Source organism: Bradyrhizobium sp. WYCCWR 12699, from assembly GCF_032144035.1.
Classification (GTDB): Bacteria; Pseudomonadota; Alphaproteobacteria; order Rhizobiales; family Xanthobacteraceae; genus Bradyrhizobium.
Genome location: NZ_JAVTJN010000035.1, coordinates 34,445 through 51,369 on the forward strand (window position 1 = coordinate 34,445; position 16,925 = coordinate 51,369).

The following is a 16,925-nucleotide window of genomic DNA, read 5'->3' on the forward strand; positions in this document are numbered from 1 at the left end:
TCCCCACCTTCGATGTCAGGACCGCACTGTACGGAGTGCTGGGCGTCGATTGAGGCGGTGACGGCGACGGCTCGCAAGATTGCGGTTTTATTCTACAACACACTCCGGCACGGCATGAGCTACAAGGATCCTGGCGCCGACCAATATGAGCAGCAATATCGTAGCCGCGTCCTCGCCAACCTACAGCGCCGGGCGAAATCGCTAGGCTTCGTGTTGCAGGCCCTCCCGGGCGACGCCAATCCGGCTGTTTCTTAGGAAGTCGATCGCGATCTTTGCCGGAACCCGGACATGAGCTTTCGCTTCATCGAGGACCATCGCGACACCTATCCGGTGCGGCTGATGTGCGCCGTGCTCGAGGTCTCGCCGGCCGGCTACTACGCTTGGCGCGACCGCCCCGTGAGTGAGCGGACAAAATCCCATGCCGCGCTGCTGGCCGAGATACGGCAGGTCCATCAGGACAGCAGCGGCCGCTACGGCAGTCCGCGCGTCCATGCCGCCCTGCGCAGGCAGGGACGCAGCGCCAGCCGCGGCCGGATCGAGCGGACGATGCGCCGGCATGGCATCCGCGCCATCACCGCAAAGCCACGCCGTGTGCGCACCACCGACAGCCATCACGACCTGCCGGTCGCACCGAACCTGATCGCGCGCGACTTCACGGCGGAAGCCCCGAACCGGGTCTGGCTCGGCGACATCACCTACATCCCGACCGCCGAGGGATGGCTTTATCTGGCCGCCGTCATGGATCTGTTCAGCCGAAAGATCGTCCGCTGGGCCATGCGCGATCACATGCACGTCGAGCTCGCCTCCGCAGCCCTGACGATGGCAATCCGGGAGCGGCGGCCGCAGGCCGGATTGATCTGCCACACCGACCGGGGTGTGCAGTACGCTTCGCACGCTTATCGCAGCACCCTTATGGAGGCCGGCATGACGGCATCAATGAGCCGCAGGGCCGATTGCTACGACAACGCCCCGATGGAAAGCTTCTTCCATACCCTGAAGACCGAGCTCGTCCATCATCGCAACTACAAGACCCGCGCCGAAGCTCAACGCGATATCTTCGCCTTCATCGAGGGATTCTATAACCGGACAAGGCTCCATTCCGCACTCGGATATATCCCCCCGATCGAGATGGAGCTAAAAGCCGCTTAACCCGTCCACTTTATCGGGGGAAGATCAGATCCAGGTCAATGTGTTGGGCGCCGAACGTCGGCGGGATAGAGTTACTTCGAGTAGGTCTGCCCGGTCGAGGAAATCTTGCAGGCCGGGGAGAGGGTCTGCGGCATCATGCGGCTGGGATGGCTCATAGGTTCTGTTCACATGGTGTCGGATAACGCCCTATCGATCAGGACGGCGCAAATGACTTACATGCTAGCAGGCATCGGCTGGCGGAGTTCCACATTGAGTTAGCAGCCGCAGAGCGCAGGCTGAGCGCGGACTCTGTCGCTTCTTGCATTTTGGTGAATCCCACCGCGTCCAATTGCTTATTCACTGCGTCGCACAAATGTAGATCGCGACGCTGTTCGGGATCCCGTTCCCACCCCGAAAGCGGCGCTGGCAGCCGAGCGTGCGAAGGTTTGGCGATCGGCGCTGAGCCGTTCGCTGTGGCCTACGCCCAACAGCTACCTTACGGAAGAATGTCGGAACCAAAAGAACTCGAGCCATTTTCTGCGGCCACCACAATGTCTGAAGATCCTCGGCATTCATTCAGTTCCCGAGAACTGCCGGGCGCCGGGCCGGCCTTAGCGAGGCACCTATGTTGTATGCCGCATGAGAGCTCAAGCCCGCCGAACTCCCTGGGAAGCAGCGATCATCACTGCAGGATCGATGCGCCTTTGAAGACTGCTCAGAGACGTTCGGCGGATTTTGCCGGCGCGACGATCACGATGTTCGCGCGCCGGGGACCTTCAGATTGCCGATTGCAAGACACAATCGGTGGCTTGATCGGCGCAATAGCAAAATGGCAGCTCCTGGCTCGACGAACCCACGGCTTGACATCTGTACTACTAGCGCCACTCTTTCCGCTCGCTGGCCTCCGGCCCAAAGCAGCTTTTTTAATAGACAACTGTGAGACCTTCTCACTTATGATCAAAACGCCGATTGGCCATTCCACGCCCACGCGTCGAGCCTATCTAGCCGTCACTTGCACATGAACTTCGCCTCCAGCCGAGCTCTCAATGATTGCGCTTCAAAAGCACAAGGCCATAGCGGTCGGCCGGCTTGTCCGCAAGTCAGCGGCAACAACATCTTTGTGCAGCAGGAGACGGCCGTGATGCCAAGACATACACAACTACCAGGAACGAAGGCGGACACCCGATGGCATCGATGACGGTGCGTCGGGACGCTGCGGAGAAACTCTCTCGCTCGTGTCCTCGGGCGTCCTGTAGCGACCGCTGCGGCGCCGGGTACGCCAGCGTGACCCGAATCGGCGCTTACCAGTAAGCTGACAGGATCATACCCAATGAGCGCCGGTTTTCAGTTTCATGTAGCGGCCGTGCCGTGCCGTCTAGACGCCGTTCTGTTCAAGCGGGATCTGTCGACGAGCCTCGCTTGTTGGAGTGTGATGACGCGGCACGCCACGCTCCGAATCAAAGCGGCCCGCCTCGTCCTACACTCTACATGTCGCGTAAGCGACATCGAGCCGCGCACATCGCGACTACCGGCCAGGAGACGCGTGGCCCGGGTCCTGCAGGGCCACCTGCTAGCATCATTAGAGTGCGCCCGCCGAGGCGCTATCAGGAGCTTCGCGTGACCCTCAATCTGCTGGACCGCCAAAATGTAACAGATGGCGCGCCAGCGCCCGCCGCGTGCCCATCTAGCAATAAGCGGCGCACTCAAAATGCCGAGGGGAAGACGCTCGTATTGACTGGTGCTTCCCGCGGTATAGGCCACGCGACCGGCAAATTGTTTTCGGCAGCTGGATGGCGGATCATCACGTGTTCTCGGCAGCCATTCGAGGGTAGCCGTTGTCCTTGGGAAGCAGGATTGGACAACCATATTCAAGCCGAACTTAGCGACTCTCGAGCGTTGCAGCACGCGATCGCGGAGATCAAGGAGCGGCTCAATGGCGGCCCTCTGCATGCGCTTATCAACAATGCGGGCATTTCCCCGAAGGCCGCTGACGGCACCCGATTAAATTCGCTGAACACTCCGGTCGACACCTGGAAGAGCGTGTTCCATGTCAATTTGCTCGCACCCATCATGTTCTCGCAGGGGCTCTTCCATCAGCTAACGCTCGCTTCTGGTGCAATCGTGAACGTCACCTCGATCGCCGGATCGAGAGTGCATCCGTATGCCGGTACTGCCTATGCGACATCAAAGGCGGCACTTTCGTGCTTGACCCGCGAGATGGCGCATGACTATGCGCCTTACGGGATTCGCGTCAATGCTATTGCACCAGGCGAGATCAAGACAGACATTCTGTCGCCGGAGACAGAAACCAATTTGATCCCAACTATCCCGATGCACCGGGTCGGAACACCGGACGAGGTCGCGAAGGTTATCTTCTTCCTTTGCTCGGAGGCTGCCAGCTATGTCACAGGTGCCGAAGTGCCTGCAAATGGAGGGCAGCATGTGTGATCAGACACCAAGAAGAGTTACTCACGCGCGATCGATTAATTGGCAGCTCCCGCATGGAGCGTTGAGCGCTCGCGTTACTCCCGACTAGCAATTCCTGATTCCGCAGTTTCGATCCAACGGCCACGCCGTACGAGCCAGGATAGCGCCGTTGCTCGCACGCCGCGGCGCGACCGCGATGGCACGCCTCTCGCCTGAGAGATACCACGTTTTGGCCCACGTTCCATTCCGGCCGCAGGAACATTTTTTATGAGCTGCCACATAGACGCTAGCCCCGATGCCCAAGGGGCGGCGGCCAGAAGGTGAAATTTATTAAGCGCGGCCTTTATAAAACAAGTCCCGCTAATATGGCTCGACGGGGCATGTCACATTTCGAACAATGCTACGAGTAAGAACATATCAGCACGCGGCTACGTCCACTTTGCGACAATCGGGTGCATCGACGCTGTCTGCCTCCGACCTTTTTCCTTCCTATCCGTCGGCACACTTGTTGCAAACGCCTTCTAATGCAGCCTCGCGTTAATAGATCGCCAGAAGCGCGCGCCGCGCAAGGCGCCCGATCGTTCAAGCACCGCATCCGAGGAATTCGTATGAGCATAGTCACTACCCAGAGCGCCGCGGAGATGAAGGCCCGCAACAAGCAACTGATCGATGAGGCCTTAAAAATCTACCCGGAAAAGACCGCCAAGCGCCGCGCCAAACACCTGAACGTACACGAGGCGGGTAAGCACGATTGCGGGGTTAAGTCGAACCTGAAGTCGATCCCCGGAGTAATGACGACTCGCGGCTGTGCATACGCTGGCTCCAAGGGGGTCGTGTGGGGCCCGATCAAGGACATGATTAACATCAGCCACGGTCCGGTCGGCTGCGGCCAATATTCCTGGGCTGCACGCCGCAATTACTACATAGGCAAGACCGGAATCGACAGCTTCGTCACCATGCAGTTCACCTCCGACTTCCAGGAGAAAGACATCGTGTTTGGCGGCGACAAGAAGCTCGGTAAGGTCATTGACGAACTTCAGGAGCTCTTTCCGCTCAACCACGGCATTACGATTCAGTCCGAGTGCCCGATCGGCCTTATCGGCGACGACATCGAGGCTGTGTCGAAGGCGAAGTCAAAGGAACACAATGGCAAGACCATTGTACCGGTTCGCTGCGAAGGGTTTCGCGGCGTCTCGCAGTCGCTTGGCCACCACATCGCCAACGATGCGCTGCGGGACTGGATCCTGGACAGAGTGTCGCCGGAAGCGACACCCGCGTTCGAGTCAACGCCCTACGATGTCACGATCATCGGCGACTACAATATCGGTGGGGACGCTTGGTCATCGCGTATCCTGCTCGAAGAGATGGGCCTGCGTGTGATTGCGCAATGGTCCGGCGACGGCAGCCTCGCCGAACTGGAAGCAACGCCCAGGGCGAAGCTCAACCTATTGCACTGCTACCGTTCGATGAACTACATCTCCCGACACATGGAGGAAAAGTTCGGCATTCCATGGTGCGAGTACAACTTCTTTGGCCCTTCCAAGATCGCCGATTCGCTGCGCAAAATTGCCAGCTTCTTCGACGAACGCATCAAGGAAGGTGCCGAGCGTGTGATCGCCAAGTACCAGCCGCTGATGGCCTCGGTAATTGAGAAGTACCGCCCCCGCCTCCAGGGCAAGACAGTGATGCTGTTCGTCGGCGGCTTGCGTCCCCGCCACGTAATCGGCGCCTATGAGGACCTTGGTATGGAGGTCGTAGGAACGGGCTACGAATTCGGCCATCATGACGACTACCAGCGCACTGCTCAGCACTACTTAAAGGACGGCACACTGATCTATGACGACGTCACGGGCTACGAGTTTGAGCGTTTCGTCGAGACCATTCAGCCAGATCTCGTCGGCTCCGGCATAAAGGAGAAGTACGTCTTCCAGAAAATGGGCATTCCATTCCGTCAAATGCACTCCTGGGACTATTCCGGTCCTTATCACGGCTATGACGGCTTCGCGATCTTCGCTCGTGACATGGACATGGCAATAAACTCGCCCGTCTGGAAGAAACTCAAGGCACCTTGGAAGGATACTCCAGCGCCAGGCCTAATGGCCGCGGAATAAAGGAATGCACAGATCTGGCTCCGCCTATGCGAGAAGGCGGGCCAACCTAGTCGATAAACCAATCGCCGAAAAGGAGAGTGCCGCGTTGACACAGAATGCCGAACACGTCCTCGATCACTTGGATCTATTCCGAGGTCCGGAATATCAGCAAATGCTCGCCAAAAAGAAGGCGCTGTTCGAGAACCCGCATGACCAAAGGGAAGTCGAGCGGATCAGCGAATGGTCAAAGACGCGAGAATACCGCGAGAAGAACTTCGCGCGTGAAGCATTGACTGTGAACCCCGCCAAGGCCTGCCAGCCACTCGGTGCGGTGTTCGCTGCCTCCGGTTTTGAGGGCACGCTGCCCTTCGTTCACGGCTCACAGGGTTGCGTCGCATACTACCGAAGTCATCTTTCGAGACACTTTAAGGAGCCAAGCTCCTGCGTCTCTTCCTCGATGACTGAGGACGCCGGGGTGTTCGGTGGTCTAAACAACATGATTGACGGGCTCGCTAACGCTTACAACATATACAAGCCCAAGATGATCGCGGTTTCCACCACGTGCATGGCCGAAGTGATCGGGGATGACCTGAACGCCTTCATCAAGACAGCGAAGGAGAAGGGGTCAGTCCCGGCACAATATGATGTTCCCTTCGCTCATACACCTGCCTTTGTCGGCAGCCACGTGACCGGGTATGACAATGCGCTGAAGAGCATCCTTGAGCACTTCTGGGATGGCAAGGCAGGCACCGCCTCCAAACTAGAGCGCAAGGTGAACGGCAAGATTAATTTCATCGGTGGGTTCGACGGGTACACGGTCGGGAACATCCGGGAAATTAAGCGCGTCTTCGAGTTGATGGGAATCGAATATACTATACTCGCCGACAACAGCGATGTCTTCGATACTCCGACCGACGGCGAGTTCCGCATGTATGATGGCGGCACCACGCTGGAGGACGCGGCTAACGCGATCCATGCCAAAGCCACGATCTCCATGCAGCAACACTGCACCGAGAAGACACTGTCCTTCGTCGAGGGGCACGGTCATGAGGTTGCCGCCTTCAACTACCCCATCGGTGTCAGCGCGACGGACGAATTCCTAATGACTGTGTCCCGCATGACCGGCAAGCCGATCGCGAAGGCATTGGAGCGGGAGCGCGGCCGTCTCGTGGACGCCATGGCAGACTCCAGTGCGTATCTGCACGGCAAGAAGTTCGCGATCTACGGCGATCCGGATCTCTGCTACGGGCTCTCTTCATTCCTCCTGGAGCTCGGTGCAGAGCCGGCTCATGTGCTGTCTACGAATGGTGGCAAGGCTTGGGCAGAGAAAATGGAGGAACTGTTTGTTAGTTCACTGTTTGGCAAGAACTGCTCTGCATATCCCGGCAAAGATCTCTGGCACATGCGCTCCCTATTATGCACTGAGCCGGTCGATTACCTGATTGGCAACACCTACGGGAAGTACCTCGAGCGCGATACCGGGACGCCACTGATCCGCATCGGTTTCCCTGTGTTCGATCGGCACCATCAACATCGGTATCCCGTCTGGGGTTATCAGGGCGGCATAAACGTTCTTGTCAAGATACTGGACAAGGTCCTGGACCAGATGGACAGGACTGGAGCGGACTATAGCTTTGATATCATCCGCTGACGTAAATGATTTGGTCTAGCGCCGGCCAGAGCAGGGTCGACGGCCGGTGTCTAGCCAGAAAGATCCACGTCGCGGCACAAGGCTCGCGCGGCGGGTCGAAGAAAATAGGAGATACGTATGAGCGTCGACACGTCCGCCATCGAGGACGTCTTCAACGAGCCGGGTTGTGGCAGAAACGACAACAAGACGGCGGCCGAACGTACTATGGGGTGCACTAGGCAGTTGAAGCCAGGAGAGGCGGGCGGCGGATGCGCATTCGACGGCGCCAAAATCGCGCTACAGCCGTTCACCGACGTTGCGCATCTGGTCCACGGCCCAATCGCCTGCGAGGGCAATTCCTGGGACAACCGAGGCAGCGCCTCCTCAGGCTCCGATCTCTGGCGCCGAAGCTTCACGACCGACATGAACGAAACCGATGTAATCTTTGGCGGCGAAAAGCGCCTTTATCAAGCGATCGGGGAGGTGATCGGCAAGTTCGATCCGCCGGCTGTCTTTGTTTACCAAACCTGCGTGCCAGCCGCGATTGGCGACGACATCAAGGCCGTGTGCAAGGCTGCCGTGGCCAAGTTCGGTAAGCCTATCATTCCTGTAAATTCGCCGGGGTTCGTCGGGTCCAAGAACCTCGGAAACAAGCTTGCCGGCGAGGCGCTGCTTGAGCATGTGATCGGCACTGAGGAACCGGACTATACCACTCCCTACGACATCAATATCATCGGCGAATACAACTTGTCCGGCGAGTTCTGGCAGATCAAACCGCTGCTCGATGAACTTGGCATCCGCATCCTTTCTTGTATCTCCGGCGATGGGAAATATCACGAGCTGGCCTGTTCGCATCGCGCAAAGGCTGCGATGCTAGTGTGTTCCAAGGCGATGATAAACGTCGCCCGTAAGATGGAGGAACGCTACGGCATTCCCTACTTCGAGGGCTCGTTCTACGGCGTGCAGGATTCCAGCAACTCCTTGCGGACGATCGCGCGCATGCTGATCGAGCGCGGCGCGCCGCTGGAGCTTGGAGGGCGTACCGAGGCTGTCATCATGCGTGAGGAAGCAAGGGTACGCGCGGCGATCGAGCGCTTCAAACCACGATTCAAGGGTAAGAAGGTTCTGTTGATCACCGGCGGTGTTAAGTCGTGGTCGGTGGTCGCGGCGCTGCAGGAGGCCGGTCTAGAGATCGCCGGCACCTCCGTGAAGAAGTCCACCAAAGAGGACAAAGACCGCATCAAGGAGCTGATGGGCCGGCACGCCCTTATGATCGAGGAAGCGGCGCCGCGCGACATCTACAAAATGTTGATGAACTCCCGGGCTGATATGATGCTCTCCGGCGGCAAGTCGCAGTTCGTCGCGCTGAAGGCGATGATACCTTGGCTTGACATCAACCAGGAGCGTTCTCAGGCGTACATGGGGTATATTGGCATGGTCAAGCTGATGGAGGAGATTGATAAGGCGCTCTACAATCCAATATGGACCCAACTACGCCGTCCCGCGCCTTGGGACGAAGCGGAGGTCAATCGGCAGACCAACATCCCGCACACGGATTCGCACGCCGCAGAGAATTCCACCGCCGTGCGAGGTCATTCCAGCGCCGCCGGATTCAAGGAACGCGCCAATGCCTCGGGCAGGTGGGTCGTTGGGCACATTTCCGCTGCGCAGGCAACATGCGCCGTCCAGGCGTCGGAATAGGGCGTCTGCCAATGGCCATCGTCTCCACCTCCGAGAAATCCTGCACGGTCAATCCGCTCAAGATGAGCCAGCCGATCGGCGGCTCTTTCGCCTTTATGGGCCTTCGCGGCGCGATGCCGCTGCTACACGGCTCCCAGGGCTGCACCTCGTTCGGCCTGACCCTGTTCGTGCGGCACTTCAGGGAGGCAGTGCCGATGCAGACCACCGCAATGAGTGAAGTCGAGGCCGTGTTCGGCGGTCAGGAAAATGTCGAACAGGCGATACTTAACATCTACAATGGTGCGAAACCGGAAATCATCGGGATCAATTCGACCGGCCTGACCGAGATAAAGGGAGAGGACGTCGAACGATTCATTTACCTGATTCAGCAAAAGCACCCACAGCTCGAAAGGCTTCCGCTGGTTTACGTCTCGACCCCGGATTTCAAGGGCGCGTTCCAGGACGGCTGGGACAAGACGGTCGCACGAATGGTGGAAGTCCTGGTCCATCCCGTCGAGACGGGTCGGGCGCGGGATCCCGCTCGCATCAATGTTCTGCCGGGCTGCCACCTCACGCCAGGCGATCTCAATGAGCTGCGGACGATCCTGGAGGATTTCGGACTGAAACCATCCTTCCTGCCGGACCTGGCCGGTTCGCTCGACGGTCAAATTCCCGATGAGTTCACGCCCACCACGATCGGCGGCATCGGGGTCGACGAGATTGCGACAATGGGGCAGGCGGCATGGACGATCGCGATCGGCGCGCAGATGCAACGTGCGGCGGAGGCCATGTATGCGAAAACAGGCGTACGATTTCGCTTGTTCGAACGCCTCTGCGGCCTCGTTCCCAACGACGAGTTCATCGCGTTTCTGAGCAAGATCAGTGACCGGCCAGTTCCGCTAAAGTACCGCCGGCAGCGCGGCCAACTCGCGGATGCTATGTTGGATGCGCATTTCTACATCGGGGGCCGTAAGCTGGCGATCGGCGCCGAGCCGGACTTGCTCTTCGATCTCTCCAGCATGCTGTACGACATGGGTGCCAATATCGCAGTCGCCGTGACCACAACAGCCTCCCCCGTGTTGCAGCGTATCAGGACGGAGGAGGTCCTGATCGGAGATCTCGAAGATCTCGAGGAACTTGCCAAGACCCACGGCTGCAATCTCCTCATCACCCATTCGCACGGCCGCCAGGCGGCCTCGCGCCTTAACATCCCGTTTTTTCGCGCTGGCTTCCCGATGTTCGATCGTCTTGGCGCCGGCCACCAGCTCTCAGTCGGCTACCGCGGCACGCGCGATCTCATCTTCGGCCTCGCCAATCTTGTCATTGCCGATCGCGAGGCGAAGCACCAGCCGACGCCCGATACTTGGCGAAGCGTTGACCGCGACTTCAAGACCGTCCCGTCCTACCCGCAATAACCCAATAAGGAGAATAGATCTTGAAAGTCGCTTTTGCCACCCAGGATCTGAAGTGCGTGGATGCGCATTTCGGTTGGGCCAAGAACATCGCTATCTACGACGTCACTCCGGACGCTCACCGCATCCTTCAGGTCATCGAGTTCGGTGACGATCTCACGGAAGATGGCCGCAAGGATAAGCTGACGCGGAAAATCGACGCCATCAAGGACTGCACGATCCTTTATGTCGCTGCGATCGGCGGCTCGGCCGCGGCACGCGTCGTTGCCAACAAAATCCATCCGTTAACGGTGATCAAGCGCGAGGCGATCGAGACCCTCTGCATCAAGCTCGAAGATGCGCTGAAGGGCTCCCCACCACCCTGGTTGCGCAAGGCGCTCGGAGGTACGAGCAAAGCCCCCCTCCATTTTGACGACTGCAGGACGCTTCCATGACAGACGCTGCTTAACCCGCTTTCTCCCGCACTGCGACTCGAGTCGGCCGCGCTCGCAATCGAGAAAGCGACTGGCGTCATGATCTTGACGATACTTAGAGATGCACCTCGAAGAATTTGAGCGCATGGACCTGCTCGGCGGCCGGTTCATCGTCATCAACAAACAACCGCGCGACGTGAACCGCTTAGACTTCGACGATTTCGGCACGCTCGCAGCCACGGTTAATATGTCTGTCGGCCGAGCGGCGTAGGCCAATCGGACCTGCACGATCTATCGACGGCGCTTACGCCGAACTTGGCCTCGATCCTGAGCGTCGCGCAGAAGGCTCATGATGCCTTCACCAAGCTTGATCGCAAGCGCAAACAGAAGAGACAGAAAACAGCGCAAAATGATCGCAATCATGTCCTACGTAACCCGCGACGGACGCGCCTGGATACCGGACTATCTGGTATCAATCGATACCCAGAAGTGCATCGGCTGCGGCCGCTGCTATAAGGTTTGCGGCCGGCAAGTCATGACGCTGAAGGGCATCAACGAGGATGGCGAGGTCATCGGCCTCGATGATGATGATGGTGACTTAGAGAGGAAGGCCATGGTGATGCAAGACGCCGGTGCATGCATCGGCTGCGGCGCCTGTTCGCGGATCTGTCCTGCGAACTGCCAGACTCACACCCGGCCGCTTGAACTCGGGCCGGAGTGGACGAACCCGCAAGTCGATCCGCCGCCGTTTTAGGCAGCGTTCTTGGCCTCCGCAAGCCATCTGTCGGCCCGTGGGCGGCTCGGCGCCGGACATCACTGCGACGAACCCGATCGCACCCGTTCCCCCGCGTAACTTTTCTACTTGGAACTGTGAACACACCGAGCCCGGTGAACCTGACGACGGTCTGCTCTCTCGTGCGACCGTGCTCTGAGCCTCGAGGGCTTGTCCTTGAACAGACCGAACCCGCTAGCCGGCGTTGTGCGCCTGTACCACCATGCTCCGGTGCAAGTTGTTTTGCCGCAACCAGTGGGCAGCTCCTGAGCACGTTGTTCTTAGTGCTATGGAGCTTAGGTTAGCGCGGATGTGCTTAATGCCTAAGGCTCGGCAAACGCATCGCCGACAGCGAACTATTCGTCACCACGCCGATCATCGCTTACGACGCCCTGACCGTGACGCCCTAGCTTTGGGGTACGCCACGGCAGCGTTGAGACAACGAAAAAGAGCCGTTCGTGTCTGGTCCGATCGACCTCCAAGAAGGCGACGCGGGATGGGATGATAGTACACATCTATGGACGAGTCCGCCGACAGCGCCAGAGTTAGCGCCGCCGACCTGTCACAGGCGCGATGGTTTTCGGCCGCCTTAGTCCGCCGGCGTCGACGAACGTTTCCATACATGGGATTCCGGACTGCTGTGTGCGGTACGCCCGGTACAGCTGTGCCATTCCGCTTCTCGTGCGCCACCGAGGCCGGTTGTCGCAGATCCGACACGCGAGGCGGAGCAACGGGCGGTGGCGGCGAAATGCCAGTGATTTCCGTCTTCTGTGTGCTCTGGCACGAGAGTTGCGATCTGTTGAACGATCCATAACAGCGGGACGTGCGATGATTGATTTGACGGAGAGCGCGGTGAATGCGGTGAAGGCAGCGATCTCGATGGCGCCGCAACAAACGAGCGGTTTGCGCATCATAGTCGAAACCGGCGGCTGCGCCGGGTTCAAGTACGTGATGGCCCTCGCCGTGGAAGCCAATCCGGACGATACTGTTATCGAGCGTCACGGCGTCAAGCTGTTCGTCGATCGCAAGAGCCTGACGCACCTCAACGGCACCACCATGGACTTCGTCGTGGGTCTAGATGGCTCCGGTTTCACGTTTGATAACCCCAATGTGAACTCACACAACGACTAACGAAGTAGCGATGTGATGCACGCACTGCCCGAGTCCCTATGGAATCAGAGAGCATCGCATCCGCCGTGCGAAGAGCGCACGAGCAGCGGCTCCCGCAACCAGAAGTTCAGATCATGAAAGTCACGATCCGCCGCTCAACGGAGACCGGTCTGTCGATTTACGTGCCGAAGAAGGATCTCGAGGAGCCAATCGTCGAAGCCGAGCACGAGACGCTGTGGGGCGGGTGGATCAAGATCGCCAATGGCTGGGTGCTCGACCTGCCGCACATGGCCTCCGACACCCAGTTGCCCATCACGATCAGCGCCAGGAAGCGGGGCGGAGAGGGATAGGAGTGATGAATGCGCTCGCCCCATACACGAATTCGCCGGCCCCACCCCGGCGCTGAAGCACATCAGAAGACCTCACCAAGTCCGCCCATGCCCCGTGAGAAGGCACCCCTGCAAGCGCCTTCGCCAAGCCACATTCGTTTTCGCCGCTTAAGTTGCCGCCAATCAGAAGAGGCTAGTAAAATTGCGCAACGGGAAGCCCTCTTCGCCGGGCGCTGCCATTTGACCCCGCCCACCTGGCGTAGCCCGCACCGATCTCGGCGATGATCGCTGGTACGGTTTTTTTTATGGCAAGCCGCGAAAGAAGGATGGACCACAGTCATAAGGCGTGCTGCATCGGCTACGGTCTTCACGTTTTTCGCCTGCAGCAGAAAACGGGCAACTCCTGCGCACCTACCGGGCTGTTGAAGAACTCAGCCGCGTCTACAGCGAACGCAAAGTCGTCGCCAATGTGGATCTAGAAGTGGCTCATCGCCGACACATGACAACTCGGTGCGGGGCGATCCGTGGCGGGTGACTTGGCAGCCATCAAGGAAGCCCTTCAGGGCAGCGAAGGCACATTTGTTGTCGGGCTTGTCCTCGAAGGTGAGATGCGCCTCTTCGACAAGATCGAGAAACTCTCTGTCCCGGTTGTCCATCTTGACAATGTTCGTCAGCGACCGGCCAAGCCCCAGCCGAAGCCGTGCACCTTAGCCTTCAGCCCGGTCCCGCGATAAGATTCGGCAATCGCACCAGCTTGTAGGCGGTGGCAACGAAGATAGAGGCCCATTTGGCGCGCTCACCACCATGAAACCTGTCTCTTGCCCGGCAACCGTATTGATCCCGCCGAATGCCTCCCGACCCGCTTGCAGATGCGCTGGCTTACGGCTAGTGACCGACCCAAACTCAGAGCTACGGCCGCTGGTATTCTGTGAAACATGCGCGTCACGTTCATCGAGCGCGGCTCATTGACGAACTCTTCCGCATCGTGGGCCGGCCATTCAGCACGCGGCTCCATCATGTGCAGCGCTGCGATGCATTCGGCATGCCCGCCAGCATGAGGCAGGCGTCGGCCAGCCGGTCGTGGCGGTTCTGCATCAGCCCGTGTCCACAGTGGCGTCCTCTTGCCTTTGCCCTTCCTGCAGCGCGGTAGCGCCTAGCATCGGGACTGGTGGTCGACGCATGGAGGTCCTTCCAGCGTGTTTTGGCTATGGAAGTCGGGCCGGCGGCTCGCCAGAGTCGTCCTTCGGACTGCCGATTGAGCACCCGGCCGCCGTTTTTCGAGAACATCGAACATCCCGGACCACGTCGTCACCCCCGATTGCGACAAACCAGCGGACAGCGGGCGGGTATTCCAGCCGCTCTTCACAAGCCGTTCCGCGCGGATCAAATAAAACGCCTGCAACAGCGTCGCCCGCAGCAGCTTCACTCTGCGAGATCGCAGCCCGTCCAATCGTCGAATAGAGCGCAGCGCAGTCCCGCTCCAACGCCGACAGCGCCTCGTTCACAATCGTTAGAATCGCGGCGGATGATCACGCCGCACCCGCGTCTCCAGATCAAGCTAGCTATACAGCTCGCCCATTCGATTATCGCCGCGACCCAGGCACCATCTCCGAAGTTTGTCGGAGCCGCCAATGGATCACGGTACCACCATCAGCGGCGAGCGACTTTTTTTCAACGGCCTGCTAGAACGCGACGGACGCCCCTACGCTTGGCGGGCGTCCCCCTTCGGCGCGCGACCAAACGCTGTCTTTAGAGCGAACTCCTCTTTGCGCCCTGGGCTTCAATTCGATTCATTTTAATTTGCGCGCGCGGCCAGGTTCGGGCTGACGCTCTGGCTCATGATAGCCAGATACGATCGGTCGAACCGGGGATGCGCAGACCATTTTCGTAAAAGCGCTCTCTGGTAACGCCAAATTCGTCCATTTTCCAACGTGCGTCGGCTACCCGACATACTCGACTTCTGTAACGACCAATCTTGCAGGCGCAAACCAGCGCATGGACCCAACGCTGGCATAGAGGTTGCTGAAGGCCGTTCTAGAACGACGCATCAGACGCTTGGCAAGATCCGAGCTTCCAATCTATTCGGTCTCCAGGGAGAATGACCAAATGTACGCTTCAGCTCAACACGGCGCTAGCAGGAGCGATATCCTCACCGCTCTCGGCGATACCAAGCAGGTCGGGCGCAAGAGCTGCAGCACCTCAGGTTGTTGCGGTCAAGGAAAGTGCGGATCGCAAAAAGGGCAGGGAGATCTGCCGTCCGGACTCTGGGACAAAGTGAAGACCCATCCATGCTATAGCGAGGAGGCGCATCATCACTACGCGCGCATGCATGTCGCGGTGGCACCCGCTTGCAATATTCAGTGTAACTACTGTAATCGCAAATACGACTGCGCAAACGAGTCGCGCCCTGGCGTGGTCAGCGAGAGGCTGTCGCCCGAACAAGCTGTCAAGAAAGTACTGGCGGTCGCCTCGGCCGTCCCGCAGATGACGGTGCTCGGCATTGCTGGCCCGGGCGATCCGCTGGCGAACCCCAAAAGGACGTTCAAAACCTTCGAGCTAGTCAAGACCGCGGCCCCCGACATAAAGCTGTGCCTGTCCACAAATGGGCTTATGCTGCCGGATTACATCGACGCCATTTCCAATTTCAACGTCGACCATGTCACGATCACCATCAACACGGTCGATCCTGAGATCGGCACTCGGATCTATCCTTGGATCTTCTATAAGCACAAGCGTTACACCGGCCATGAAGCGGCTAAGATTTTGACTGAACGCCAGCTTCAGGGGCTTCAGATGCTCACCGAGCGCGGTGTCCTCACCAAAGTCAACTCTGTAATGATACCGGGGATTAACGACCATCACCTTGCGGAGGTCAACAAGGTAGTGAAATCGCGCGGCGGTTTTTTGCACAACATCATGCCGCTTATCTCCTCACCGGAGCACGGCACTGCTTTCGGCGCCAGCGGTCAGCGTGGCCCGAGCCCTCAGGAGTTGAAAGCCGTTCAAGACTCCTGCGAAGGCGAGATGATTATGATGCGGCACTGCCGTCAGTGCCGCGCTGACGCTGTCGGTCTGCTTGGCGAGAGCCGCACCGCCGAGTTCACCATCGAGAGGATCATGTCAATGGAGCTGAACTACGATATGGACACCCGTAAGGCTTACCGAGCCAAGGTCGAGAAGGAGCGCGCCGCTATGATTGTGGCAGGGCATGACGCGCTTGTCGGACTGGCGGATGTGTCAAGCGACATCAAGGTGCTGGCTGCGGTCGCGACTAAGGGCTCTGGTCTGATCAATGAGCACTTTGGCCACGCTGCGGAGTTCCAGGTTTACGAGCTCTCGAAGGCAGGGGCGAAATTCGTAGGCCACCGCCGCGTCGATGTCTATTGCCAGGGCGGCTACGGCGAGGAGGGCAGCTTGGCTTCGATTATCAGCGCAATCAATGATTGCCACGCAGTGTTCGTGGCTAAGATCGGCGCCTGCCCGAGGGAGGCCCTGATCAAGGCAGGCATCACGCCAGTCGATCAATTCGCCCATGACTTCATCGTCAAGTCGGCGATCGTGTGGTTCACAGCCTATCTGAAGAAAGTCAACAGCGGCGAGATTGCACACGTGCAGCGCATTCAGGCCGGCAGTCGCAACGCCACGGTTATTTCTGCAGCTTGAGGAGACATCAATGCCATTCAAGATCGTTTCTTCGCAATGTACGGGCTGCTCCGCCTGCGAGCTGGAATGTCCGAATGCAGCAATCTTTGAGAGGGATGGCTCTTTCGTAATCGATTCAAAGAAGTGCACTGAGTGCATCGGGCACTTCGACGAGCCGCAATGTGTGGCCGTTTGTCCTGTGGACAGAACCTGCGTCATCGATACCTCGCTACCGCGCTACCAAGCGCCTGCTAGAGGGGAAACAGCATGACCTTCATGGTCATACCGACAA

14 protein-coding genes and 3 pseudogenes are annotated in these 16,925 nt (G+C 58.8%); 16 read left to right on the plus strand and 1 reads right to left on the minus strand.

Annotated features, from left to right (window positions below; genetic code table 11):
* The 14 genes and pseudogenes from RPS27_RS24490 to RPS27_RS24555 all read left to right on the plus strand — a co-directional run.
* Window positions 1-255, plus strand: a pseudogene (locus RPS27_RS24490) (hypothetical protein); the annotation flags it as partial.
* 9 nt (window positions 256-264) lie between these two features.
* Window positions 265-1,149, plus strand: a pseudogene (locus tag RPS27_RS24495) (IS3 family transposase); the annotation flags it as partial.
* Between the two features lie 1,596 nt (window positions 1,150-2,745).
* Window positions 2,746-3,576 (plus strand): SDR family NAD(P)-dependent oxidoreductase, encoded by an 831-nt coding sequence (locus tag RPS27_RS24500; protein WP_232995639.1) that lies wholly within the window; start codon window positions 2,746-2,748, stop codon window positions 3,574-3,576.
* 587 nt (window positions 3,577-4,163) lie between these two features.
* Window positions 4,164-5,666 carry a nitrogenase molybdenum-iron protein alpha chain gene (nifD, locus tag RPS27_RS24505; protein ID WP_128929919.1) on the plus strand — a complete coding sequence of 501 codons (1,503 nt, stop codon included), beginning with the start codon at window positions 4,164-4,166 and terminating at the stop codon, window positions 5,664-5,666.
* A gap of 85 nt (window positions 5,667-5,751) precedes the next feature.
* Window positions 5,752-7,296: a nitrogenase molybdenum-iron protein subunit beta gene (gene nifK / locus RPS27_RS24510; protein WP_128929920.1), complete on the plus strand. Its 1,545-nt coding sequence runs from the start codon at window positions 5,752-5,754 to the stop codon at window positions 7,294-7,296.
* A 117-nt stretch (window positions 7,297-7,413) separates the two neighbouring features.
* Window positions 7,414-8,976: a nitrogenase iron-molybdenum cofactor biosynthesis protein NifE gene (gene nifE / locus RPS27_RS24515; RefSeq protein ID WP_128929921.1), complete on the plus strand. Its 1,563-nt coding sequence runs from the start codon at window positions 7,414-7,416 to the stop codon at window positions 8,974-8,976.
* 11 nt (window positions 8,977-8,987) lie between these two features.
* Entirely contained in the window at window positions 8,988-10,370 is a 1,383-nt protein-coding gene (nifN, locus tag RPS27_RS24520; RefSeq protein WP_128929922.1) for a nitrogenase iron-molybdenum cofactor biosynthesis protein NifN, read from the plus strand.
* A gap of 20 nt (window positions 10,371-10,390) precedes the next feature.
* Window positions 10,391-10,801 carry a nitrogen fixation protein NifX gene (gene nifX / locus RPS27_RS24525; protein WP_128929923.1) on the plus strand — a complete coding sequence of 137 codons (411 nt, stop codon included), beginning with the start codon at window positions 10,391-10,393 and terminating at the stop codon, window positions 10,799-10,801.
* Between the two features lie 100 nt (window positions 10,802-10,901).
* Window positions 10,902-11,051: a DUF269 domain-containing protein gene (locus RPS27_RS24530; RefSeq protein WP_232995640.1), complete on the plus strand. Its 150-nt coding sequence runs from the start codon at window positions 10,902-10,904 to the stop codon at window positions 11,049-11,051.
* 11 nt (window positions 11,052-11,062) lie between these two features.
* A complete protein-coding gene (locus RPS27_RS24535) occupies window positions 11,063-11,296 on the plus strand; it encodes a CCE_0567 family metalloprotein (RefSeq protein ID WP_128930194.1) in 234 nt (77 codons plus the stop codon).
* Entirely contained in the window at window positions 11,202-11,534 is a 333-nt protein-coding gene (gene fdxB / locus RPS27_RS24540; protein ID WP_128929924.1) for a ferredoxin III, nif-specific, read from the plus strand. The genes RPS27_RS24535 and fdxB overlap by 95 nt, the downstream gene beginning before the upstream one ends.
* Window positions 11,535-12,380: 846 nt before the next feature.
* On the plus strand, window positions 12,381-12,683 hold the full coding sequence (locus RPS27_RS24545) for a HesB/IscA family protein (protein ID WP_128929925.1): 303 nt from the start codon (window positions 12,381-12,383) through the stop codon (window positions 12,681-12,683).
* 113 nt (window positions 12,684-12,796) lie between these two features.
* Window positions 12,797-13,012: a putative nitrogen fixation protein NifT gene (gene nifT / locus RPS27_RS24550; protein ID WP_128929926.1), complete on the plus strand. Its 216-nt coding sequence runs from the start codon at window positions 12,797-12,799 to the stop codon at window positions 13,010-13,012.
* Between the two features lie 515 nt (window positions 13,013-13,527).
* Window positions 13,528-13,725, plus strand: coding sequence for a hypothetical protein (locus RPS27_RS24555; RefSeq protein ID WP_164934261.1), 198 nt, complete (start codon window positions 13,528-13,530; stop codon window positions 13,723-13,725).
* Window positions 13,726-13,847: 122 nt separating this feature from the next.
* On the opposite strand, the pseudogene RPS27_RS24560 reads toward RPS27_RS24555, so the two are convergent.
* A pseudogene (locus RPS27_RS24560) lies at window positions 13,848-14,543 on the minus strand (transposase); the annotation flags it as partial.
* A 554-nt stretch (window positions 14,544-15,097) separates the two neighbouring features.
* Between RPS27_RS24560 and nifB the strand changes: the two are divergent.
* Entirely contained in the window at window positions 15,098-16,654 is a 1,557-nt protein-coding gene (gene nifB, locus RPS27_RS24565; protein ID WP_128929927.1) for a nitrogenase cofactor biosynthesis protein NifB, read from the plus strand.
* Between the two features lie 10 nt (window positions 16,655-16,664).
* Window positions 16,665-16,904: a 4Fe-4S binding protein gene (locus RPS27_RS24570; RefSeq protein ID WP_128929928.1), complete on the plus strand. Its 240-nt coding sequence runs from the start codon at window positions 16,665-16,667 to the stop codon at window positions 16,902-16,904.
* Window positions 16,905-16,925 lie beyond the last annotated feature (21 nt).